The sequence below is a fragment of the Achromobacter sp. ACRQX genome, assembly GCF_022346505.1.
GTDB lineage: Bacteria > Pseudomonadota > Gammaproteobacteria > Burkholderiales > Burkholderiaceae_B > Achromobacter > Achromobacter animicus.
Genome location: NZ_JAKRML010000047.1, coordinates 1 through 22203, shown reverse-complemented (window position 1 = coordinate 22203; position 22203 = coordinate 1). Strand labels below are relative to the sequence as shown.

The 22203-nt window shown below is 67.7% G+C and carries 17 protein-coding genes and 1 pseudogene; 5 read left to right on the top strand and 13 right to left on the bottom strand.

All coding sequences use genetic code 11. The features are described from left to right. Positions 1 to 34: 34 nt before the first annotated feature. From MHZ91_RS27290 to xsc, 9 genes are all read right to left on the bottom strand, one after another. The gene (locus tag MHZ91_RS27290) at positions 35 to 1138 is read right to left on the bottom strand and encodes a GTP-binding protein (RefSeq protein WP_239216499.1); all 1104 of its coding nucleotides are present in this window, start codon (positions 1136 to 1138) and stop codon (positions 35 to 37) included. Position 1139: 1 nt separating this feature from the next. Further along, the gene (locus tag MHZ91_RS27285) at positions 1140 to 2795 is read right to left on the bottom strand and encodes an amidohydrolase (RefSeq protein WP_239216497.1); all 1656 of its coding nucleotides are present in this window, start codon (positions 2793 to 2795) and stop codon (positions 1140 to 1142) included. 79 nt (positions 2796 to 2874) lie between these two features. Further along, positions 2875 to 3897, bottom strand: a complete 1023-nt coding sequence (locus MHZ91_RS27280) for an ABC transporter ATP-binding protein (protein WP_239216495.1) — start codon at positions 3895 to 3897, stop codon at positions 2875 to 2877. Further along, positions 3894 to 4895, bottom strand: a complete 1002-nt coding sequence (locus MHZ91_RS27275; RefSeq protein WP_175139208.1) for an ABC transporter ATP-binding protein — start codon at positions 4893 to 4895, stop codon at positions 3894 to 3896. The genes MHZ91_RS27280 and MHZ91_RS27275 overlap by 4 nt, the downstream gene beginning before the upstream one ends. Next, complete coding sequence (locus MHZ91_RS27270; protein WP_175121871.1) at positions 4892 to 5794, bottom strand: ABC transporter permease; 903 nt, start codon at positions 5792 to 5794, stop codon at positions 4892 to 4894. The genes MHZ91_RS27275 and MHZ91_RS27270 overlap by 4 nt, the downstream gene beginning before the upstream one ends. Continuing rightward, positions 5791 to 6759: an ABC transporter permease gene (locus MHZ91_RS27265; RefSeq protein ID WP_175121872.1), complete on the bottom strand. Its 969-nt coding sequence runs from the start codon at positions 6757 to 6759 to the stop codon at positions 5791 to 5793. The genes MHZ91_RS27270 and MHZ91_RS27265 overlap by 4 nt, the downstream gene beginning before the upstream one ends. Before the next feature lie 11 nt (positions 6760 to 6770). After that, positions 6771 to 8348 carry an ABC transporter substrate-binding protein gene (locus tag MHZ91_RS27260; RefSeq protein ID WP_175139207.1) on the bottom strand — a complete coding sequence of 526 codons (1578 nt, stop codon included), beginning with the start codon at positions 8346 to 8348 and terminating at the stop codon, positions 6771 to 6773. Positions 8349 to 8470: 122 nt separating this feature from the next. Continuing rightward, the gene (locus MHZ91_RS27255) at positions 8471 to 9391 is read right to left on the bottom strand and encodes a bifunctional enoyl-CoA hydratase/phosphate acetyltransferase (protein ID WP_239216493.1); all 921 of its coding nucleotides are present in this window, start codon (positions 9389 to 9391) and stop codon (positions 8471 to 8473) included. Positions 9392 to 9490: 99 nt separating this feature from the next. Next, positions 9491 to 11302 (bottom strand): sulfoacetaldehyde acetyltransferase, encoded by a 1812-nt coding sequence (gene xsc / locus MHZ91_RS27250; RefSeq protein ID WP_239216492.1) that lies wholly within the window; start codon positions 11300 to 11302, stop codon positions 9491 to 9493. Positions 11303 to 11463: 161 nt separating this feature from the next. On the opposite strand from xsc, the gene MHZ91_RS27245 reads away from it, so the two are divergent. Then, positions 11464 to 12222 carry an IclR family transcriptional regulator gene (locus tag MHZ91_RS27245; protein WP_175139204.1) on the top strand — a complete coding sequence of 253 codons (759 nt, stop codon included), beginning with the start codon at positions 11464 to 11466 and terminating at the stop codon, positions 12220 to 12222. A 9-nt stretch (positions 12223 to 12231) separates the two neighbouring features. Here MHZ91_RS27245 and MHZ91_RS27240 read toward each other — a convergent pair whose 3' ends face one another. Beyond that, complete coding sequence (locus MHZ91_RS27240) at positions 12232 to 12750, bottom strand: hypothetical protein (protein WP_218343585.1); 519 nt, start codon at positions 12748 to 12750, stop codon at positions 12232 to 12234. 146 nt (positions 12751 to 12896) lie between these two features. On the opposite strand from MHZ91_RS27240, the gene dbpA reads away from it, so the two are divergent. Next, the gene (gene dbpA / locus MHZ91_RS27235; RefSeq protein ID WP_175186141.1) at positions 12897 to 14285 is read left to right on the top strand and encodes an ATP-dependent RNA helicase DbpA; all 1389 of its coding nucleotides are present in this window, start codon (positions 12897 to 12899) and stop codon (positions 14283 to 14285) included. 75 nt (positions 14286 to 14360) lie between these two features. On the opposite strand, the gene MHZ91_RS27230 is transcribed toward dbpA, so the two are convergent. The 3 genes from MHZ91_RS27230 to MHZ91_RS27220 are packed head-to-tail and all read right to left on the bottom strand — an operon-like array spanning position 14361 to position 20712. After that, on the bottom strand, positions 14361 to 16730 hold the full coding sequence (locus tag MHZ91_RS27230) for a DUF6493 family protein (RefSeq protein ID WP_239216491.1): 2370 nt from the start codon (positions 16728 to 16730) through the stop codon (positions 14361 to 14363). Positions 16731 to 16738: 8 nt separating this feature from the next. Next, positions 16739 to 19324, bottom strand: a complete 2586-nt coding sequence (locus MHZ91_RS27225; RefSeq protein WP_239216490.1) for a DUF6493 family protein — start codon at positions 19322 to 19324, stop codon at positions 16739 to 16741. Beyond that, the gene (locus MHZ91_RS27220; protein ID WP_239216489.1) at positions 19321 to 20712 is read right to left on the bottom strand and encodes an SWIM zinc finger family protein; all 1392 of its coding nucleotides are present in this window, start codon (positions 20710 to 20712) and stop codon (positions 19321 to 19323) included. The genes MHZ91_RS27225 and MHZ91_RS27220 overlap by 4 nt, the downstream gene beginning before the upstream one ends. Positions 20713 to 21061: 349 nt before the next feature. On the opposite strand from MHZ91_RS27220, the gene MHZ91_RS27215 reads away from it, so the two are divergent. The 3 genes and pseudogenes from MHZ91_RS27215 to MHZ91_RS27205 form a co-directional block, all read left to right on the top strand. Continuing rightward, positions 21062 to 21469, top strand: a complete 408-nt coding sequence (locus MHZ91_RS27215) for a DoxX family protein (protein ID WP_175121881.1) — start codon at positions 21062 to 21064, stop codon at positions 21467 to 21469. Between the two features lie 268 nt (positions 21470 to 21737). After that, on the top strand, positions 21738 to 21905 hold the full coding sequence (locus tag MHZ91_RS27210; protein WP_175139197.1) for a hypothetical protein: 168 nt from the start codon (positions 21738 to 21740) through the stop codon (positions 21903 to 21905). Between the two features lie 31 nt (positions 21906 to 21936). Next, a pseudogene (locus MHZ91_RS27205) lies at positions 21937 to 22203 on the top strand (hypothetical protein); the annotation flags it as partial.

Sequence of the window (22203 nt, the reverse complement as noted above, 5' to 3'; positions counted from 1 at the left end):
TAGGACCAGACGCGGGGAATCGCTTGCACCAGAACTAGCGCAGCGGCACGGCGTGGGCCGCGTTCAGTGCGACGTCGACATTGATGTCGTGCGGCGCCGCCCGGTCCAGAAGCGTCGCGATTGCCGGCATGTTGGTGACGCCGCGCATACCAATCACGACCAGCGAGGGTTCGCATCGAACCGCCGGCGCGCGCGCCTGCGTGTCAAAGCGCACGCGCCGTCCCGCGAATTGCACCAGCACCCAACCGTGCCGGCTGGTGCGGACCCAGCCCTTGGCGCGCAGCACGTCGCGGGGCAACTGCTTCAGGCGCTCGGCGAGCATGTCGGCGTCCAGTAACGCGGGGGCTCGCCATAACCCGGTTTGGAACGGATGGGCGGGATCGGACGGGTCGACGTGGCGCGGCATGTGTCCGCCCACGCGAACGCCGCCGAACTCGTCGCCGTGGGCGCCGACAACGCGGCCGCCATGGCCGTGGCCGCAGATAAAACCATCGCCGTGCCTGTCGCCATGGCCGCAACCATGCTCCGCCTCATGCCCGCTTGCCGTCCCCTCACCCACGCCGATCAACACCCCCAAATCCACCCGCCCCTCACACGCCCGCACCACGGGCGCGCCGCCGCTAGCCTCGCGCAGCCAATCCTGCACTGCCGCCAGCGCATCCGGCGCCACCAGATCGATCTTGTTCAACACCAGCAAATCCGCCGCGCGAAGCTGCCGCTGCACCGTATCGGCCAACAGCGGATCCGCCGCCACCTCGCGGATGGCCCCCGCATCGACCAGCACCACCACGCCCTCCAGTTGCAGCAGCGGATCGGCCATCCCCACCTGCGCGATTCGACCGGGATCAGATACGCCACTCGCCTCGATGACAATCCATTCGGGCAACGGATCCAGCGCCAGCACACGCGCCAGCGCATCATCCATTCCGCCCGCCATCGAGCAGCAGACGCAACCGTTGGCCAGCCGGATCACGTTGTCGGCGCGATCCGCGATGAGGCCTGCGTCGATGTCCACGGGCCCGAAGTCATTCACCAGCACCGCCGCGCGACGCGGGCTGGCGGTCAGCACATGATTCAGCAAGGTGGTCTTGCCTGCGCCCAGAAAGCCGCCCACCACCGTCAGCGGAATGCGCGCCACGTCAGGCCTCCCGCAGCGGCAGCGGACGCCCGCCGATGACCGTGCCCAGCACCTTCAGGTCTTTCAAGAATTCCGGCGCGGCCTCGGACGGATCGTCCGCCAGCACGCAGAAGTCCGCGTACTTGCCGACCTCGATCGAGCCCACCAGATGGTCCATATGCAGCGTGTACGCGGCGCCCAGCGTGATAGCGTGCAGGGCGGCGTCGACGCCGATGCGCTCGGACTCGCCCAGCACGCGGCCCGAGGCCGTCTGCCGGTTCACCGCGCACCATGCCGTGAACAGCGGCCCAAGCGGCGTGATGGGCGCATCGGAATGGATGGCGTACGGCACCCCTGCGCGCGCGGCCGATGCGCAGGCGTCCATGCGGTTGGCGCGATCCGGTCCCATCGTCAACGCGTAGTGGGCGTCGCCCCAGTAGTAGATGTGGTTTGCGAAAAGGTTCACGCACATGCCAAGGCTCGCCATCCGGCGGAACTGGGCGGCGTCGGCCATCTGGCAATGCTGCAACGTGTGGCGATGGTCGCGCCGCGGCGTGCGCTGCAACGCGCGGTCCACGGCTTCAATCGCAAGCTGCGTGGCCTCGTCGCCGTTGGTGTGGATGTGAAGCTGCGCGCCGGCGTCGTGATAGGTCTGCACCATCGCATCCAGTTCGGACGGCGCGATGACCCAGATGCCGTTGGGCGCGCCGTTGAAATAGCCGGGCCAGCGCACGCGTGCCGTGAAGCCCTGGATCGATCCATCGACCACCAGCTTCACCATGCCCAGATGCAGCTTGCCGTGATTCAGCCGCCGCGCGGCCGCCAGCTTTTCCAAGCAGCCCGCCGCGTTGCCCGCGTAGGTCAGCGCCGAGGCCGCGGGCACGATGCGCACCGGATAATCCGGCTCACCCGTCACCCGCGTCAGCGTCGCCAGGCCTTCATCATTCAACTCATTGACCAAATCCGTCGCGGTGGTCACGCCGGCCCACTGCGCCACCTTGCCGAACATCCGCAGCCCTTCTTCCGTCAGGCCGACCGTGCGGAACGGGCTGCCGATCAGCCGCATGACCGGAAACATGGCCGCAAATTCGCAGAGCTCGCCACTGGGTCTTCCATCACCGAGCCGTGTCACGCCCTCGATGTCGGTGTCGCGATCGATGCCCGCCCGGGCCAGCATGGGCGAGTTGACGTTCATGAGGTGCATGCTGGCGTGCATGACCACGATGGGCCGCTCCGCCGACACGGCGTCCAGGTCATGAATGCTCATGCGGTCGCCGCCGAAGAAGATGGGATCGAAGCCCCAGCCGATCAGCGTCTCGCCCTGCGCCAGCGCGCCCTCGGCATCCCGAAGCCGCGCCGCCACTTCCGCAAAGCTTTTCAGGCCGGACCAGAGCTTGCCGTCCGGACCGCGCCGGTCGTAAAAGCCCACGTACACGAACTTCCACATGCCGCCTTCGGGCAGGTGGCAATGGCCTTCCACCAGGCCCGGCATCAGCACGCTGTCCGCGAAGCGGTCATCGACTTCTGCCGGCCCCCAGCCGGCCAGATCCTCCCGGCTGCCCACGCCAAGAATGCGGCCATCGCGCACGGCAACATGCGTGGCGTGCGGCTGCGCGGGGTTCATGGTCAGGATGGATCGGGCGAGATAAAGCGTCGTGGAGCCGGAAGGCTGGGTCATCGGGGTTCCTTGTCAGTCTGGAAGATCGGTACGCCCACATCGGGACACGCACATCGGGACACGCACATCGGCAAGCCCGTCAGCCTTGCAACGGCGACACCGTCACGCCATCGCGCGTCTCGACAAAATGGCAGGCCACGTGATGCGCCGGCGCCACCTCGCGCAATTCAGGTTCACGGGTGGAACACAGCGCTTGCGCGGCCGGACATCGTCCCGCGAAGCGGCAGCCGGGCGGCGGATTGACCGGGCTGGGTGGATCGCCGGTCAGCCTGACGCGGCGCGCCGCCGTTTCGCGGCCGCCCTTGACGGTCGGCACGGCAGACATCAGCGCCACGCTGTACGGATGCAGCGGCCGCGAGAAAAACGCCCGCCGCGAGGCGCGCTCGATGATCTTGCCCAGATACATCACGGCGATGTCGTCACACACGTGCTCCACCACCGCCATGTCGTGCGAGATGAAAAGAAACGACTGCCCCTGTTCGCGCTGGATGCGCCGCAGCAGATTCAGGATCTGCGCGCGGATGGCGATGTCCAGCGCCGACACAGGCTCATCGCAGACGATCAGGTCCGGCGCGCTGGCCAGCGCCCGCGCGATATTCAGCCGCTGGCGCTGCCCGCCGGAAAACTGGTGCGGAAACAGTTGCCGCTGTTCGGGCCGCAGCCCCACCAGTTCGAACATCAGCGCCACGCGCGCCTCGCGGCCGCCGGGCGGGTCGATGCCCATCAGGTCCAGCGGCGTGCGCACGATCTCCTCGGCGCGCTGGCGCGGATTGAGCGACGAGTACGGATCCTGGAACACCAGTTGCAGGCGCCGCCGCATCCGCCGCAGCGCCGAACCGCGCATCGCGGTCAGATCGCTGCCGTCGAAGTGAATGCTGCCCCCCGTGGGGTCCGCCAGCCGCAGCACCGACAGCGCCGTGGTGGTCTTGCCCGAGCCCGACTCGCCCACGATGGCCAGCGTGCGGCCGCGCTCCAGGTCGAACGACACGCCGTCCACCGCCCGCACCACCACCGGCTTGCCATCGCGCCCGCGCCCGCCCACCGGAAAATGCACCGACAGGTCGCGCACCGACAACAGGGATGACGATTGCGCCTGGCTCATTGCGATGCCTCCGGATAAAGCCAACAGGACACGCCCTGCCCGCCATCCAGCACGGTCATGGGCGGAAACTCGCGGCTGCAACGCGCCATGGCGCGGTTGCAGCGGTCAACGAACGGGCAGCCCACGCCACGCTCCCACACCGACGGCACCACGCCCGGAATCTCGGGCAGGTCGGGCCGCACGTCATCGGGTTCGCGGTCCAGTTCGGGCAGGCAGGCGATCAGGCCCTGCGTGTACGGATGGCGCGGCTGCGCCAGGATCTGGCCGACGCTGCCCTGCTCCACCACCCGCCCGCCGTACATCACCACCACGCGGTCCGCCATCTCGGACACCGCGCCCATGTCGTGCGTGATCAGCAGCACGGCGGTGCCGCGGCGCGCCTGCTGCTCGCGCAACAGGTCGAAGATCTGCGCCTGTACCGTCACGTCCAGCGCGGTGGTGGGCTCGTCGGCGATGAGCACGTCGGGGTCGCACGCCAGCGCAATCGCGATCATCACCCGCTGCCGCATGCCGCCGGAAAGCTGGTGCGGATAATCGTCCACGCGGCGCTCCGGCAATGGGATGCCCACAGACTTGAGCATCTCGATGGCGCGCTCGCGTGCGTCGCGCTTGGACAGTCCTTGATGCAGGCGCAGCGGCTCGCCGATCTGGTCGCCCACCGTGTACACCGGATTGAGCGCCGTCATCGGCTCCTGAAAGATCATCGAAATGTTGTTGCCCCGCACCCGGCGCATCGCCTCGTCATCGTGCATGGCGAGGTCGGCGCCGCGCAGGCGCACATGGCCCGCGCCCACGCGCGCCAGCGGCGGAATCAGCCGCATGATGGCCAGCGCCGTCATGCTCTTGCCGCAGCCGGATTCGCCCACCAGACACAGCGTTTCGCCGGGACGCAGGTCGAAGCTCACGTCGCTCAGCACTTCGGCCGCCCGTCCGCGCGTGCGGAATTCCAGGCTCAGGCCGTCCACTTCCAGCACGGGGGCCATGTCGGCGGCGTTCATGCACGGCCTCGCGACGTTGGATTGAGCGCATCGTTCAGACCGTCGCCAATCAGGCTGACGGCCAGCACGGTCAGGAAGATGGCTGCGCCGGGCAGCGTTACCGCCCACCAGGCGGTCAGGATGTAGGGGCGGTTGCTGCCGATCATCAAGCCCCAGCTCATCACATTGGGATCGCCCAAGCCAAGAAACGACAGCCCTGCCTCGAACAGGATCGCCGTGCCGATGGCCAGCGTGGCCGACACGATCAGCGGCGCCAAAGCGTTCGGCAGGATGACGCGCCAGATGATGCGCGCGTCTCCGGCGCCGATCACGCGCTCGGCAAGGACATACTCGCGCCGCTTGAGCCGCAGGAACTCGCCGCGCGCCAGCCGCGCCGTGCCGGTCCAGCTCACCACGCCGATGGCGACTGCGATGGTGGCGAGCGACGGGCTGAACAGCGTCACCAGCACCATCGCAAAGAGCAAGGTGGGCAGCACCTGGAAGAACTCGGTGATGCGCATCAGGGTCTCGTCGACCCAGCCGCCGTAATAGCCCGCCAGTGCGCCAACGGTGATGCCGATGGCCATGGACAGCACCGCCGCCACCACGCCCACCAGCAACGTTGCGCGGCCGCCGTAGATCATGCCGGTCAGCACGTCGCGGCCCAGGTAGTCGGATCCCAGCAGCAGCTCGCCGCCGGGCGGCTCCATGGGCGCCGCGGCGATTTCAAACGGGTCGGCGTGCATCAGCATCGGCCCGAAGATCGTGATGGCCAGGATCGTCGCCAGCAGCAGTACGCCGGCCAGCGCGCTGGGGTTGCGCGCGAACACGCGCAGCGCCTCATAGGTTGGCCGGGGCGGCGGCTTGGGCCGGGCGTCGGCGCCGGCGGCGCCGGGCAGCGCAATGGGTGCGGGTCTCATGATGTCTTGATCCGGGGATCGATCAGGCGATACGCCAGATCGGTAAGCTGGTTCATCACCACGACCAGCAACGAGGCAAAGAGCAGGATGCCGAGCAGCGTCGGATAATCACGGCGCAGCACGGAGTCGAACGCCAAGCGTCCCAATCCGGGCCAGTTGAAGACCGTCTCCACCAGAATCGCCCCGGCCAGCACGTTGCCAAACTGCAGGCCCAGCATGGTCACCACCGGCAGCACCCCGTTGCGCAGCGCGTGCTTGTACAGCACGGTGTTCTCGGGCAGCCCCTTGGCGCGCGCGGTGCGGATGTAATCGGCCTGCAACGCGTCCATGACGCTGGCCCGCGCCAGCCGGCTGTATTGCGCCAGGTACACGAAGGCCAGCGTAAAGGCGGGCAGCACCAGGTGATGCAGCACGTCCAGCGCGCCCGCCCAGCCGTCCTGCGGACCGCCCGCCGACCGCATGTCCGACACCGGAAAGATCGGCCACACCGAGGCAAACAGGATGATGAGGATGATGCCGGTCCAGAACACCGGCGCCGAATAGCCCACGACCGACAGCAGCGTGATGCCTTGCGACAGCAGCCCGTTGGGCTTCCTGGCGGCCAGCGTGCCCAGCAGCGTGCCGATCAGGAACGCCACCGTCACCGACGTCACCACCAGCAGCAGCGTGGCGGGCACGCGGTCCCAGATCAGCTGGGCGACCGGCACGTTGAAGAAGTAGGAGTAGCCCAGGTCGCCGCGCACGACCTGCCCCAGGTAGATGCCCAACTGCGTGAGGAACGGCTTGTCCAGCCCGTACTGCACCCGCAGCTGGGCGCGCAGTTCTTCGCTGATCCCTCCCATCGACCCCGCGATGGTTTCCACGGGGTCGCCCGGCGAAATATGAATCAGCAGAAAGTTCAGCGTCACCACGGCCAGCAGCAGGATCGCGGCGTAGACCAGGCGGCGCGAGAGATATCGCAGCATGTCGGCTCCCGCTACTGCACGGAGGTTTCATCCAGCGGCGACAGCAGGCCCCAAATGCCGGACGGCAGACCCTGCACCTTCTTGGACGACAGCGTGTGGTACGGAATGACGGTCAGGAAGTCGATCGGCACGTCCTCGGTCACCAGGCGCTGGAATTCCCCATACAGCGCGCGGCGCTTGTCCGCGTCGGTCTCGGTGCCCGCCTGTTCCAGCAGCGCATCGACCTTCGGATTCTTGTAGGACTGCGTGTTGGTCCAGATGATGTCGCGGATGTTGGACGACATGTACGTGCGATGCACGCCGATGACCGGATCGCCCCAGTTGAAGACGATGTCTGTGGTCATGTCGAAGTCCTTGCCGGCGATGCGCTTGGCCCAGGTCGGAAAATCCGGCGAGGCGCGCACCTGCACGTTGATGCCCACCTTCTTCAACTGGCTGCGCAGGTATTCCGCGACGTTCTTGCCCTGCACGTCGCTGCCCGGCATGTAGTCCACCGTGAGCGTCATGCGCTCGCCCTTGCCGTCCTTCTTGAAGCCGGCCTCGTCCAGCAGCTTTTCCGCCTGCTTCAGGTCCAGCGGGTATTTCTTCACGTCGTCGCTGGCGAAGGGGCTGGTGCCCACGATGGGGCCGTGCGCCGGCGCGGCAAAGCCTGCGTTCAGCGCCTTGGTGATGAAGCCCTTGTCCGTCGCGTACGCGATGGCCTGGCGCACCCGCACGTCGTCCAGCGGCTTGCGCGCCGTATTGAACGCCAACCAGCTCAGTGCGCCGATGCCTTCATAGCCTTTGTTCGTCATGACGATGGACGGATTGTCCTTGGCGCGGCGCAGGATCGTCGGCTCGGTCATGAACGGCAGCGCGCCGATGTCGCCGCGCTCCAGCCCGATCAGCAGATTGGTCGCATCGGGATTGATCTTGACCACCACGCGGTCCAGCAGCGGCTTGCCCTTGATGAAGAACTTGTCGAAGCGTTCCAGCACGATCTCCTGGCCCGGCTTGAATTCCTTGAAGATGAACGGCCCGGAACCCACCACGTTCGCGGAGTTGCGCGGGTGCGTCTTCAAGTCCTGGCCGTCGCCGTAGATGTGCTTGGGCAGCACGGGCATCAGCGCCGGCGACAGCGCCAGCAGAATGGCCGGATGCGGCTTGCTCATGCGCAGCACGGCGGTGCGCGCGTCGGGCGTTTCCACACTGTCGACAGGCGCGAACATCGTCTGGAACGGATGGTTCTGCTTGACCGCCATGATCGAAAACGCCACGTCCTCGGACGTCACGGGCTTGCCGTCATGAAAGATCGCGTCGCCGCGCAGGTGCAGCGTCAGCGACTTGCCGTCCGGCGCCAGTTCCCACGACTCGGCCAGGTAAGGCTGCGGATTCCAGTCGGCGTCGTAGCGCAGCGGACTGGCAAAGAGCTGCGCACTGGGCAGCGCGGTGGCGGTGCCCGATTGCACTGCGCCGTTCAGATGCCGGGGCACCTGCGTGGAGCCGATGACAAGCGTGCCGCCGGCCTTGGGTGCATCCGCCGCGGCGGCGCCCCCCGCCATTGCAAACACTGACAGAATCGTGGCCAGGCCTAGTCTTGCGCTGCGCATGTGCTACCCCTTTGATGTTGTCGCGTGAACCATTCATGGATGGCTTGCGGTCTAGCGTAGTCATCCCCCGGATGCGCGCTTAGTACCAAACCGCCAGACTTGGTGGTGCCAGGCTCCCGCTGTCAACTGTCCAGCGCGTGCGCGTACAGCGCTGCGACGGCGCAACTGTTGACGCGTGCCTCCATGGAGTCGGACCGGCTCGTCAGCAGCACCGGTACTCGCGTGCCCAGCACCAGGCCCGCCGCGCCGGCGCCCGCCAGCCACGTGAGTTCCTTGTAGAGCATGTTGCCGGCCTCGATGTCCGGCACGAGCAGGATGTCCGCGTCTCCCGCCACGCGCGACACGATCCCCTTCTGGTCGGCTGCTTCGCGCGAGATCGCGTTGTCGAACGCAAGCGGTCCGTCGATATCAGCGCCGCGGATCTGCGATCGGTCCGCCATCTTGGACAGCGCCGCGGCATCCAGCGTGGCCGGCATCGCCGGATTCACCGATTCGGTGGCGCACAGCACGGCCACCTTCGGCCGCTCCACGCCCAGCGCGCGCGCCAGGTCGATCGCGTTCTGCGCGATGTCCGCCTTTTCCTGCAGCGACGGTGCTATGTTGACGGCCGCATCCGTCAGGATCAGCAGCTTCGGATAGGCCGCCACCGCCATCACGAAAGCGTGGCTGATGCGCCGGTTGGTGCGCAGTCCCGATTCGCGCGTCACCACCGCGGACATGAAATGGTCGGTGTGCAGGCTGCCCTTCATCAGCATGCTGACCGCGCCATCGCGGGCCAATGCCGCGGCGGCGCGGGCGGCCAGCAGTTCGTCGTCCGGCGTGTCGATGATTTCCATCGAGCCCGCACGCAGCCCTTCCTGCGCCATCAGCGCGGCGATGCGGCCGGCCGGCCCAACCAGCACCGGCTCGATGTAGCCGGCCTCGCTGGCCTGCACGGCGGCGCGCACGCTGACGGGACAGAGCGGATACGCCACCGCGGTGCGCAGCCGCCCGGCCGCCAGCGCGGCGCCGCGCAGCGGCTCGAACAAACGGTCGAAAGCCATGTCTTCGCTCCTGCCGCGGCCGCGCGTGCGGCGGCCGGGTGAATGACCGGCGCGGATCAGGACGACAGAACTCGCCCCGATCCGCGCCGCGCGCGCCGGTCAGCGTCCGACCGGGTCGATCGGCAGCGGCACCTCGCCCGCCTGGAACGGCTGGTTCACGTACTTGCGGTACTTGTCCAGGAAGCGCACCGGCTGCTTGAGCGCATCGCGGCGGAACGGATCGCCCAGTTCCTGGCTGACCATCATTTCCAGCACGGTCGTCTTGCCTTCCAGCTGCGCCTGGCACGCGGCCTGCAACGCCGCGCCGACCTGGTCCGCATGTTCCACGCGGATGCCTTCGGCGCCCATGGCCCGCGCAAGCTCCGAGAAATTCGGATTGAGCAGGTTGCTGCCGACGAAGCGGCGGCCGTAGAAGTCCACCTGGTTCTTTTTCTCGGCGCCCCACTGGCCGTTGTGGAATACCACTGCGGTCACCGGGATCTGCTCGCGCACGCAGGTCAGCAGTTCCTGGAAGCTCATGCACCAGGCGCCGTCGCCCACGTAGGCCACCGCCGGGCGGTCGGGCCGGCCAAGTTTGGCGCCGATCAGCGCGGGCAGCGCATAGCCGCAATTGCCGAAGCTCATGGCCGCGAGCATGGAATTGGGCTCGTCAAAACGCAGGTAGCTGTTGGACACCGAGCAGATGTTGCCGATGTCGGTGGACACCATCACATGCTTGGGCATCGCGCGTTCCAGCTCGCGCAGCATGCGGCGCGGGTGCATGCGGCCGCCGCCCTGCTCGATGATGTCCAGGCTCCAGTCGTCGCGCTCGTGCGACCAGCTGTCCAGCTCCTGTTCCCACTCGGCCTTCTGGGCGGCGATCTCGCTGGCGCGTCCTTCCTTGGTGCGCGTGCAGGCGACATCGCGCGCTTGCAACCGGGCCGTCAACGCGGCGGCGGCCGGTTTGGCGTCGCCGCAGATGCCCACCGATACCGGGCGCACCAGGCCCAGCATGCGGTGGTCGGCGTCGACCTGGATGATGCGCGCGTTCTGCGGCCAGTATTCCAGGCCATGCTGCGGCAAGGTGCCGAAGGGCCCCAGCCGCGTGCCCAGCGCCAGCACCACGTCCGCCTGCGACAAGAGCTTCATCCCCGCCTTGGCGCCCTGGTAACCCAGCGGGCCGCACCACAGCGGGTGACTGGCCGGGAAGGCGTCGTTGTGCAGATAGCTGGTGACGACAGGCGCGCCCAGCAGCTCGGCCAGCGCCACGCATTCGGCCTGGCCGTCCGAGAACAGCACGCCGCCGCCCGCCACGATGACCGGGAACTTGGACTCGGCCAGCATGCGCGCCGCGGCTTCCAGATCCTCTTCGGATCCCGGCCCCCGGCGGATGCGGCGCGGCTCGGGGATGGCCACGTCGATCTCGCCGTAGAAATAGTCGCGCGGAATGTTCAACTGCGCGGGGCCGCGTTCGGCCATCGCATTGTCGAACGCCTTGGCAGTGAATTCCGCCATGCGATCCGGCCGGTTCACGTGCGCCTGGTATTTGGTGATGCGCGAAAAAATCGGAAGCTGCTCGGTCTCCTGGAAGCCGCCCAGCCCCATGCCCGACGTGCCGGTCTCGGGCGTGATCGCCACGACCGGGCTGTGCGCCCAGTAGGCGGCCGCCACGCCGGTCACGAAGTTGGTGATGCCGGGGCCGTTTTGTGCAATGCACACGCCGTGCCGGCCGGTCACGCGCGAATAGCCGTCGGCCATATGCGCCGCGCCCTGCTCGTGCACCGTCGGCACAAAGCGGATGCCGGCCGCGGGAAACAGGTCCAGCGCATCCATGAAGGCCGAACCGACGATGCCGAAGACATCCTTGACGCCCTGCGCGACCAGCGTCTCGACAAACGCTTCGCTGGGGGTCATGTGTTGCTTGCTGCTCATGGTCTCTCTCCTGGCGGGCCGGCGCTTGTCCGATTGCTGATTGGCCGGTGTGATCCGATACTGCGCCAGAAACCCGCGGCTTCCCACCCCCGCGCGTTCCATTTTCTGCAGTTTCTGTGCGAGGATGGGCAGCCGATCGCTGAAATCTCAATTATTGAAAGATGAAAGACGAATCCTCCGCCGCCCTGCGCGCGCTGACCTTGCTGGAACAGGTGGCGCGCTCGGCCCAGCCCGTGTCGCTGGCCGAACTGACCGAGGCCACCGGTCTGCCCAAACCCTCCGTGCTCCGGATCCTGTCGCGTCTGGTCGATGCCGGCATGCTGCTGCGCGAGCCCGCCGGTAAAAGCTATGTCAGCGGCCCGCGCCTGGGTGCGCTGGCCCGCGACACGCTGCTCAATTCGCCTTTGCGCGGCGAGCGCCATCGGATCCTGGACAGCCTGGTCGACGAAATCGGCGAGACCTGCAACTGCACCATGCTCGACGGCGACGAGGTCATCTACCTGGACCGCGTGGAAACCGCCTGGCCGCTGCGCGTCAACCTGCAATCCGGATCGCGCGTGCCGCTGCACTGTTCGGCCAGCGGCAAGCTGTTCCTGGCCTACATGCGCCGTGAAACCCGCCAGCGCATGCTGGCCGCCGCGCAACTGCCGCGCTACACGCCTAACACGCTGTGCGATGTGGCATCGCTGGAAGAAGAGCTGCGGGTCATCAAGAAGGAAGGCGCCAGCTTCGACCGGGAGGAATTCCTGCTGGGCATCGTCTGCATGGCGGTGCCGATTCTGCACGGGTCGCGGGCGATTGCGGCCGTGGCGCTGCATGCGCCCGTGGCCAGGTTGTCGATCGATGGCGCCCGGGCGTGGCTGCCGCGCATGCAGGAGGCGGCGCGGGCGCTGGCGGGGACGTATGAGGCGTCCGCGTAACGCCGTAAATCAGCCGTCGCGGTCCTTGTTTGCGGCGCCCGATTGCGCGCGCTCCTGACGGCGGTTACGTGCCCCTTCAATCTTCGCAAGCAGCGGCTGCTTCTTCTGGATGACGATTTCCAGATAGCGTTCCCGGGGCAGGACCAGCCTGATGACGGTGGGCAACGCCTCGTAAGCGCGTTCCAGCACGTCCTTGACCATCGCATCATCCTTGAGCTTTTCGGCCGACACGCTGAGCAGGCCGTCGACCGTCACGCGCTCGATGGTCTGCCAATGCTGCTCAACAAGCGCGCTGCCTTTTTCCGCCGTGGCGCCGGCCAATTCCCGGCCCTTTTCCGCGGTGGCGCCTGCCAGTTCACGCCCCCTTTCCGCCGTGGCGCCCGCCAGCTCAAGGCTCTTGGCCCGCGCACTCGCCGCGGCCTCGCCCAACTGGGCTTTTGAACTTTCGAGCGCGCCTGCCGTGCGGCTGGTCAGCGCCTTTGCCTTGACGGCCGCGCCTTCCCGTAGCGCCTTCAATTTGTCGAACATGATCCACCCTGGCGTCGATTGCTTGTTGTGATCGGGTCAGGCCCGCCCCGCAGCCGGCCATGCCCGTCGGCAGATCATACCGACTCAGGCTTTACACTAGCGCGCAACTCAGCCTTTTTCCGATCCCTTGCGGGATCCGCCCCGCCGTGACCGACACCGCCTTCTCCTCCCTCCCCCTCCTGCCGCCCCTGCTTGAAAACCTGAAAACCCTGGGTTTCGAACAGATGACGCCGATCCAGGCGCAGGCCCTGCCGCTGATTCTTGAACGGCGCGACGTGATCGCACAGGCCAAGACCGGCAGCGGCAAGACCGCCGCGTTCGGACTGGGCGTGCTTCAGAACCTGGACGTGAACCGCCTGGTCCCGCAAGGACTGGTGGTTTGCCCCACCCGCGAACTGGCCGACCAGGTCGCGCAAGAGCTGCGGCGGCTGGCGCGCCTGATTCCCAACGTCAAGATCCTGACGCTGTGCGGCGGCGCCGCAGCCCGGCCGCAGGCCGAATCGCTGGCCCGCGGCACGCATCTGGTGGTGGGCACGCCCGGCCGCATCCAGGACCACCTGGAACGCGGCAGCCTGGACCTGTCGGGACTGAACACGCTGGTGCTGGACGAAGCCGACCGCATGGTGGACATGGGCTTTTACGACGACATCGTCGCCATCGCCTCGCACTGCCCCGCCAAGCGCCAGACGCTGCTGTTCTCGGCCACCTACCCCGACAACATCCGCAAGCTCAGCGCGCGGTTCCTGCGCAACCCGGCCGAAGTCAAGGTCGAGGCGCAGCACGACGCCAGCCGCATCGAGCAGATTTTCTACGAGATCAACGAAGGTGAACGCCTGGATGCGGTGGCAAAGCTGCTGGCGCATTTCCGGCCGGTGTCCACGCTGGCTTTCTGCAACACCAAGATCCGCAGCCACGATCTGGTGGAACGCCTGCAGGCCGAAGGCATCAGCGCCCAGGCGCTGAACGGCGACCTGGAACAGCGCGAACGCGACGAAATCCTGATTCAGTTCGCCAACCAGAGCTGCGCCGTGCTGGTCGCCACCGACGTGGCCGCGCGCGGGCTGGACATTCAGAACCTGGGCGCGGTCATCAACGTGGACGTGACCAAGGACACCGAGGTCCACGTGCACCGCATCGGCCGCAGCGGCCGTGGCGATCAAAAGGGACTGGCGCTCAGCCTGTGTTCGCCCGAGGAAATGCGCTGGGCCAACCTGATCGAGCAATACCAGGGCGCGCCGCTGAAGTGGGCCGACCTCAAATCGCTGCGCCCCAAGGCCGACCGCCCGCTTCGCGCCCCCATGGTCACGCTGAGCATCCAGGGTGGCAAGAAGGACAAGCTGCGTCCCGGCGACCTGCTGGGCGCGCTGACCGGCGACGGCGGCCTGACGTTCGAGCAGGTCGGCAAGATCAACATCACCGAGTTCAACTCGTACGTGGCCCTGGACCGGCAGATCGCCAAGCAGGCGTTCTCGCGCATTTCCAACAGCAACATCAAGGGACGGCGCTTTCGCATGCGCTTTCTGGAAGAGTTCTGAGCGAATTGCTGCCGAAGCGGATTGAAGGCGGGTTTACACCTTGGCGTTCTTTCCGCCCGGCGGGCACTGACAGCGCTATGGCGTCTTCAGCGCCAATAGTGCCTTGGCAGCCTTGGCCGCGGCTGACGCGCCGGTAAAGCCCGCCAGCCAGCCGCGCAGGTCCGCATCCGCGACAGGATGCGAATGGCGCAGCGACTCATCCAGCAGCACCGTAAGCAACGATCCGATACCGCGCGCTTTGTGATCCAGGTGGGGCAACAGGCCACTCAGCACAGCGATGACGGCAGCAGGCGCCAGCGTCGCCGCGTCGGTGAAGGACGCCGCCCAGCGCGTGAGCACGATCGCCGGCGCGCAGGCGGCGTAGGCTTGCGCCGCGACCGCTGCGTCCACGCGGTGCGGGATCGCGGCCGCAAAGACTTCCACCGCTTGCGCGCGCACCTCGGCCTGCTTGGCCGACATTCCCAGGGCCAGCAACTGGACCGTTTCCGGCTGCCAGACGCCCGGATGCACGGCCAGGACGCGCAAGACGGCAGACGCCCGATGCTCGGCCTCATCGCCCGCCGCCGCGTTCATGATCTCCACGCTGGCCGCGGCCAGCGGCAGGGTCGATGCCGGATTGGCCAGACCAAGTTCGGCGCAGACCAGCGCGTGGGCGTCGACGCCTTCCTGGTGCTGCGGCGGGCCTGACGGAATCAGCGCTGGCTGCGTGGCCGTCGGCGCCTCGGCCGGCTCGGCATGGACCACCGGACTCCACCACACCCACTGCGGCGAGCCATCGGCCTTCAAGGCGCTCGATCCGCGGCTGCGCCACTCGATCCGCACCGAATCGGTGATCTGCGACCCTGCGCCGCCGGTCGCCTCGACCACCCTCGCGCGGTCCTCGGGATGTACGCGCAACAAGGCCTGCACGAGATCCACCGGGAGCGGCGCGCCGCTGTCCCTGCCTGCCGCGAATCGGGCCAGCAGGACATCGGCGTCGATCCAGCCCTGCGTGTCGGTGGGCGTGGCCAGCAGCGGCCGGCGCGGCGCCCTGCCTTGAACGATCTCGACCACCTCGCGCAGGCGGGTAATGAAGCTGGGCAGGAGGGACGATTGCTCGGCGCTCGGCAGCGGCTGGGGTTCGCCCACGTTCTCATACACCCACTCGCCGTTGACGACTTGGCTGGTGGTTTTCTGCCAATACTTTTGCGGCAGGAATGGGGCCTTGGGATCGTGCGCCGCCAGCAGCAGTGCCGCCGCGTAGTGCTGGGCGTCGCGCTCCGCCAGTTGGCGTGCGCGCTTGGCCAAGGGCGCGACGGTGGCAGCCACTTGTCCGGACGTTGCCAGCCACGCCAGCGCCAGCTCGAATTCCAGCACGTCGGCGGGCGCTTCCAGCAGCGCCGCATAGCGTTCAAGGGCGTCAGTGTCGGTCCACGGGCGCAGCGGCCCGGGCGAGGGCAAGCCGGTCGGCATGTTTGACGGGAGATGCGCATGGGCGCCTTCCGCGGCCCCATCCGGCAGCAGGACGGCCACCGCCGGCGCCAGCGCGTCGCGCTGCTGCTGCGCCAGGTCTGTCCGCCCCAGCTTCGCAAGAGCCTTCACCGCCGCTCGCTGGACGTCGGCATGCGGATGCGCGAGGCCCAAGGCCAGCGCCTGCGCCACGGATTCGGGTTCGGCACGCGCCTGCGCGCCCAGCGCCTCCAGGAGGCGCACCACAGACACCGCCGCGGCCTTCGAACCCGAGAAAGCGCCGCCGCAGGCGTCCACGAAAGGCGCGGCGTCGAGCAGACCCTGCTTGTGCAGCGCTTCGAACTGCTTCACGGCCAGCGCGACCGTGGCCGTGATCGGCGAGCCTAGACTCTGGCGGAGCAGCGGCTGGTCCGCCGCTGCCTCGTCGGGCGCGGGGGCCAGCGTTACGTACAGACGCGAGAACCAGCCGGCGCGATAGGCGGAGAAATCCCGGTTGAGCGCCTCCAGGCAGCTGCGCAGCACGCGCCGACGATCCAGCGTGCCTTCGTTGGTCAGCAGCACGACCGTGTTGTGCCAGTTCAATTCCTCACGCGAGAACTTGTCGATGTTGGCGAGCGAGATCTCGCCGCCGCCCTCCACCTCGAAGATCCGCCAGAACGCCCCATCGCGCAGCGCATGATCGTGGCGCAGCATGAAGAGGCGCACTTCCTGTTCCTGCCGTCCGCCCAGCCCGCCGACCATCGCCAGCACGTAGTCATCCGTAGGGTCGACCTGCAGCCCGTTGAATAGCTCGTTCAGGCGGATCGGCAAAAAATTCGGGCGCTGGGACCAGCCCTGCGCCATCTCGCGCAAGCGCTTGGGCGAGGCCTGCACCGCGCGCATGTCTTCCGACTGCACGCCCAGCATGGCGTCGTACAGCGTGCGCAACGTTGCGCCCTCCTCGATCAGCCGCGCCGTATCGCGGTAGAAGTCCCAGAGGTTTTTGTAGGGGGTCATGCGAGGGGCTATCCTTCGAGAGATCGCTGCGCGGCGGCAGCGGCGGTTGTGGCCAACGACGTCACGCGCGGCGCGACGGCTTCCAGACTGCGCAGGGTTACCGCCAGCACGGACGCGCCCTTGCGCCGCGCCGCCAGCGTGGGGGGCAAGACGATCGGCATACCGTAGTCGTTGGACAGGCGTGCAGCCAGTTCGATGAGCTTGCCGGCCTGGGCCAGCGGCTTGCCTTCGGCATCGAGCAATTGCGGCAGCAGCGCCTCCAGCGTCTGGAGCGCGCGGCAGCCGGTGATCGCGCTGATGGATGCGGCGTCGGCCAACGTCTGCGCGAGCCGTCCGGCCAGGGCGAAGCCCTGCGCCAGATGCGCCGCGATCTGCGCGGCGAACGGCGCGGGGTCCAGTAAACCGGCGTCGGCCAGCCGCGCGATTGCCTCAGCCGCCTGTGCGCGCTGTTCGGCCATCTTCGCCGATGCGGCCAGCGCCAAGGCCGAGTACACGGGCTCGCCGGGCGGCAACCGGGACGCGCCCAGCGCCGTCAGCAGCGGCCCCAGGCCGCGCACGTTGATGACCTGCACCGCCGCGCACAACATCGGATGGAAATGCGCGGCCAACGTGTCGGGGTTGGATTGCAGCAGCCAGGCCGTCCATTGCACGACTTGGTCGTAGCCATCCTGCTCGCGCGCCTCCTGGGCGCGGAAAGTGAATTCGGCGGGCACGTCGGCGACATCAAGGGCCGGCGACGTGAAGGCCGCGGCGCCCGTCGCCATCCAGAACGGCTTGGCGCCATCGCCCAGCACGGCCAGGTCTCGCGAAAACGTGCCATCACCCGGCTCGGCAAGCACGCGCTCCCACACGACGCGCTGCGCGGGGACGGCCACCGGCGGGCGGAACGGCGTGCCCTGCGCCCGGCTCGACCGCAGGTCGTGAATGACGCCGGCCAGCAAGGCCAGCGGCGAATGCGTCGGCAGGTATTGGTAGCCCCAGCGGGAAGTCCAGGTTTCATCGGCCTTCCAGTCGCCAGTCTCTGCGTCGTAGCGGCTGCTGGAGACCGTTTGTTCTTGCAATGCCACGCCGACGGGATCCGGCTTACCCGCGATGGCCACGACGTACCGGGCATAGCCTCGAAAACTGACGTTTTCCCGGCCCAGCAGCGCGGCGGCCAGCAGGCGGCGCGGCGACGCGTCGCGTTCCTCCCACACCGACTCGATGATCTCGGCGGCGCGGTGTTGCAACGCCTCGGGCAGCGGTTGGTGCGGACGGACGGCCAGGTAATCGAAGATGCGCGGCAAGTCGGCGCCGTGCCCGGTGCCCTCGAACTGCGCCGCGATCAGCGCGTGTAATTCCTCGTCGCCGCAGATGCCGGGCGCTTGCTCGGGGAGATCCGGCAGCGGCTTGCGGCGCGGCGCCGGCATCGTGATCGCCTGCGATGCACAGTCGCCGCCAACCTTGGCGCGCGCTTGACCATGCGCCTGACCGCTGGCCTCGGCCGGCTGCGTTTCGCGGGATGGCGTCACCAGCTTGCGCGCCAGCGACGCCAGGTCCAACGGCATGCCGTCCAGCGCGTCGCCCACGATCCGCGAGACGCGATCCTGCTGGCCGGCATCTGTCTTTAGCGCCGCAAACAGCTCGAGCTGGGCCTTGACGAGCTTCTTTTCCGAACGGGTCAAAACGGCGGACCCGGCCTCGATCATCGCGTCCACATCCAACTGTCCGGTGGCGCGCTTGAGCATGTCCAGCGCCAGTCCGACCGCCGTGCTGGGCGTTGTGCCCAGCACGGCAAAGTACGTGTGCTGGCGGGTCGCGATCTCATGCAAGGCCGGATCGGCCAGGCGATGCATGCGCAAATACCACGCAATGGTCTTCGCTGGAAAATCGCGCAGCAGCGCTTCCAACGATTCGGCGAGCAGGCGGTCGCGGAACGCGGGGGTGTCCTGGCAAAGCGTGAGGACGGCGGCGTCCCAGGCGGGACCGGTGCGCTCCATGAGCAGGTAATCGGCGCCCATGCCCTCAACCCGGAACAGGGCCCAGAACTCGCGCTCGATCTGATCGGGGTGCGTCTGCAGATAGGCGGCCATGCACTGGCCATGATCCACGTCCAGCTGTCCGTCCCCGCCGATGGCGCTGACCTGTTGCACGAAACAGCGCAGATAAGGCATGGGTAACGGCGCATCGCCGTCCAACCGGACCAGCGCGTGGCATACCGGCCAGGCCAGATCCTCGGCCCACCAGCGCTGCTCCGCCAGCAGCTCGACGAACGCGGCGCGCCACGGCGCGTCCCGGCCCGCCGCGGCTTCGGTGACAGCCGGCGCCATCTCGACGTGTCGCCCGGCATATTCGCGCTTGCGCACCATGTCCGCGGGCGCCAGCGTGTCCGCCACGGGCTTGGGCTTGCCCAACGCCGCCAACACAAAGCACGCCCGGGGCGTGGGACCTTCCGCGCTGAACAGGCGGGATGGCGGCAAGGTCTTGGCCAGCGCGGCGCGATCCTCTTCGTTCGCGCCATCCAGTGCGCGCGCAAAAGACGCAATATCCGCCGCGTCGCCGCCGGCGGCGGCCTCGCGCAGCGCCGCACGGCGTTCGGTCAGGCAGAGGGTCATGCGTCGGCTCCAGATGCATTAAGCGGGTCAAGAAACAGGCGTACCGCCAGCGTGTGCTTGCAGGGCCCGCGCGTGCCTTGATATTTGGCGTGCCAAGGGCAGGTGCATCGGTCCAGGACGGGCTCGGCGCCCAGCGCAACCCGGTAGCGCTGCTGCGCCGACTGTACGGAGTACTGCCCCTCGCCTTCCCGCTGGACGCCACCGCCGGCCACCAGCTTGCGTGCGTCGGCAAGCCGCGGATGCAGCGTATCGAGCAGGCCCGCCTGCACCGGCAGCGGCCGATGGAAATACGCGCCGGCCGCCAGATCGAAGCCCACCTGGCCGGAAGACGCCAGCACACTCAGCGCGGACAGGATCTGCGAATCCGGCAGCAGAGCCCGCTTGGCCAGCCGCGCAATATCGATGCGCGGCTCGAAAGCCAGCAGCGTCGATACGAACGCCGCATCCTCATTCGCATCTGCGCCCGCGACCCGATGCAGCACCGCCCCCTCGCCCGAGAATCCGCGCGATTTCTCCGGGCTGAGGCCCAGCGTGACCCGCGCACCCGGCAACTCCAGCACCCAGGCGCTGGCTAGCGGCAACGCCCCTGCCGCCACATCGGCCCCATACGCGCGCAGCGCCGTGGCATGTCGCAGCAAGGGTTCGAGGACGCGCAGCCGTTCCGGCCCCGCCACGCAGACCGCGCCGGGCGTGGCCTGCGTGGCCAGCCGTAGCGAACGGGCAGCCTGCGTCGCCCACATCACGGTCTTGGTCGCCGACGACCGCGGCAAGGCCTGCACGAACTGACGCAAGGCCGGCCCCGTCAGCGCGTGGCGGCACGCCATGTCCGCCGACAGCATCTGCGTCTCGGCAAAGCCTTTGAGCCAGCGCGCGGGCAGCGGCACTTTCTCTTCGACGATCTCACCCGCCTGCGTCGTCACCCGCAACGCATCGCTACCCACGTTCAGGTGCAGGGCCTCCGACGGGCGCAGCCCCGCCAGCGCTTGGCGCAGCGGCGGATTCACGTCCACGTTGGTGACGCCTGCCGCCAGGTGCGTGGCGTCCAGCGCCGCCACGTCCACGTCCAGGCGCGCGTACACGCCGCAGCACACGCTGAAGGACTCGAAGCGCAGGCCCTCGGGCGTGGACGTCACGACCGGATCCGCCGCCCGCAGCACCGCTGCCAGCGTGTTTGGCGGCACGTAGAAGCGCGTGCGCGCCACCCGCGCCAGCATCAGCAGCGCTTGCGCCACCACGGCGGGCTGCGCGACAAATCCGGAGAAGAAGAAGGGATGCGCCACCGCGCCCGACGGCGCAAGACCGCCGCTGGTGGCCAGGTTCAGGTCGGCCTGGCCCTGCCGCTGGGCGATGTCGGAGGGGGCAAGATAGGCGTAGGCCAGCTCCGTCATGCTTTATGGCTCCTGGACGGCGGCGAAACGCGGCGCGGCTCCTTTGCCGTCAAAGGCAGGGACGAATACGGGCGATCTGGCTGGGGCGCACGCCTGCCGCAGGGGGTCAGCGCCAATGAGACTTTCAGCTGCTTGTTCATTGGGGACACATCTTAACTGGCCTGGGCAGGCGTCCGGCCACCGACTGCGCGCAAAGCTTGTGGGTTTTACACCGGCTTTGCCATAATGGCGCCGCCTGTACGCCCGTATGCTGGATTTTTCGAATGTGCGGCGGGCACGGAACCAAAGGCAAGCGGTGCGTTCCAACTCGGCGCACTGTCCCCCTTAACCATCAAAAGAGAAACTCACCATGATCAAGTCCGATGACACCGGCAAGCTGATCCTGCGCCTGACCCTCGGTATTCTGATTCTGCTCCATGGACTGGCCAAACTGACCGGCGGCGGCGTCGGCGGCATCAGCGGCATGCTGTCCTCCCACGGCTTGCCCGGGTTCCTGGCCTACGGCGTCTACGTGGGCGAAATCATTGCCCCTGTCCTGCTGATCATCGGCGTCTACACGCGTCTGGGCGGTCTGATCATCGCCATCAACATGGTTGTCGCCATCCTGCTGGCGCACAGCGGCAGCATTGCCAGCATGACCAACAACGGCGGCTGGGCGCTTGAACTGCAAGGCATGTTCCTCTTCACCGGACTGGCCATCGCCTTCATGGGCGCCGGCCGTTTCAGCCTGGCCGGCAACGGCGGACGCTGGAACTGACCTTACGTCGCGCCCGCGCGCATTGCCGCGGGCGATCACGGCGACAGGGGACCGCATCATGCGGTCCCTTTCTTTTTGCGACGCAAATCACGCGTGTCCGCAGACATTGATACGAACGACATCGACCGTCACGCAGGCGCAATCACTGGTCACGCGAAAGCTGTTTCGGAACGATTACAGTCCCGAACTCGACCCCGCGGCCGTGGCCTAATCCCTATGAGCGCAGGAAAGGCGTATCTCGCGCCTTGCGCCCGGCAGGAGCCGAAATATGAAGAAGCTTGTGTTGTTGTTGATAGCGATGGCCAGTGCCCTGAGCGGCTGCGTGGTTGTGCCGGCCCGGCCGGCCTACTACCGACCCGCGCCGGTCTATTACACGCCGCATTATTACTACTACCCGGCGTATCCCGCCCCGCATTATTACTATCGCGGCTATTGACCCGCGGACCTGCTGCGCAAAGGACATTCTCATGAACCCATCCTTCCAGATCGCCCGCTTGCGCCCCCTGGCCACTGCTGCGCTCCTGGCGGCCAGCGCGGCCGCTGCCGCGCAGAACGTCTATTCCACGCAGCAGGTGCCGGTTCCATCCGGCGCGAACGTTTATTCCACGCAGCAGGCGCCGGCTCCATCCACCTATCAGCCCGGGTACGACGACGGCGACCCCGCCAACGCAAACCTCGCATTGGTCGACCGCAGTCCCGAACCACCCCCGCCCCTGCCCGTCTATGTGCAACCG

What these genes read in the sequence shown, in the direction of transcription:
- MHZ91_RS27240 (WP_218343585.1), bottom strand. Translation starts at nt 12,750, where the DNA reads ATGTTCGACAAATTGAAGGCGCTACGGGAAGGCGCGGCCGTCAAGGCA.
- xsc (WP_239216492.1), bottom strand. Translation starts at nt 11,302, where the DNA reads ATGAGCAGCAAGCAACACATGACCCCCAGCGAAGCGTTTGTCGAGACG.
- MHZ91_RS27265 (WP_175121872.1), bottom strand. Translation starts at nt 6,759, where the DNA reads ATGCTGCGATATCTCTCGCGCCGCCTGGTCTACGCCGCGATCCTGCTG.
- MHZ91_RS27210 (WP_175139197.1), top strand. Translation starts at nt 21,738, where the DNA reads ATGAAGAAGCTTGTGTTGTTGTTGATAGCGATGGCCAGTGCCCTGAGC.
- MHZ91_RS27245 (WP_175139204.1), top strand. Translation starts at nt 11,464, where the DNA reads ATGAAAGACGAATCCTCCGCCGCCCTGCGCGCGCTGACCTTGCTGGAA.
- MHZ91_RS27285 (WP_239216497.1), bottom strand. Translation starts at nt 2,795, where the DNA reads ATGACCCAGCCTTCCGGCTCCACGACGCTTTATCTCGCCCGATCCATC.
- MHZ91_RS27220 (WP_239216489.1), bottom strand. Translation starts at nt 20,712, where the DNA reads ATGACGGAGCTGGCCTACGCCTATCTTGCCCCCTCCGACATCGCCCAG.
- MHZ91_RS27275 (WP_175139208.1), bottom strand. Translation starts at nt 4,895, where the DNA reads ATGAACGCCGCCGACATGGCCCCCGTGCTGGAAGTGGACGGCCTGAGC.
- MHZ91_RS27255 (WP_239216493.1), bottom strand. Translation starts at nt 9,391, where the DNA reads ATGGCTTTCGACCGTTTGTTCGAGCCGCTGCGCGGCGCCGCGCTGGCG.
- MHZ91_RS27270 (WP_175121871.1), bottom strand. Translation starts at nt 5,794, where the DNA reads ATGAGACCCGCACCCATTGCGCTGCCCGGCGCCGCCGGCGCCGACGCC.
- MHZ91_RS27225 (WP_239216490.1), bottom strand. Translation starts at nt 19,324, where the DNA reads ATGACCCTCTGCCTGACCGAACGCCGTGCGGCGCTGCGCGAGGCCGCC.
- MHZ91_RS27215 (WP_175121881.1), top strand. Translation starts at nt 21,062, where the DNA reads ATGATCAAGTCCGATGACACCGGCAAGCTGATCCTGCGCCTGACCCTC.
- MHZ91_RS27260 (WP_175139207.1), bottom strand. Translation starts at nt 8,348, where the DNA reads ATGCGCAGCGCAAGACTAGGCCTGGCCACGATTCTGTCAGTGTTTGCA.
- MHZ91_RS27230 (WP_239216491.1), bottom strand. Translation starts at nt 16,730, where the DNA reads ATGACCCCCTACAAAAACCTCTGGGACTTCTACCGCGATACGGCGCGG.
- MHZ91_RS27280 (WP_239216495.1), bottom strand. Translation starts at nt 3,897, where the DNA reads ATGAGCCAGGCGCAATCGTCATCCCTGTTGTCGGTGCGCGACCTGTCG.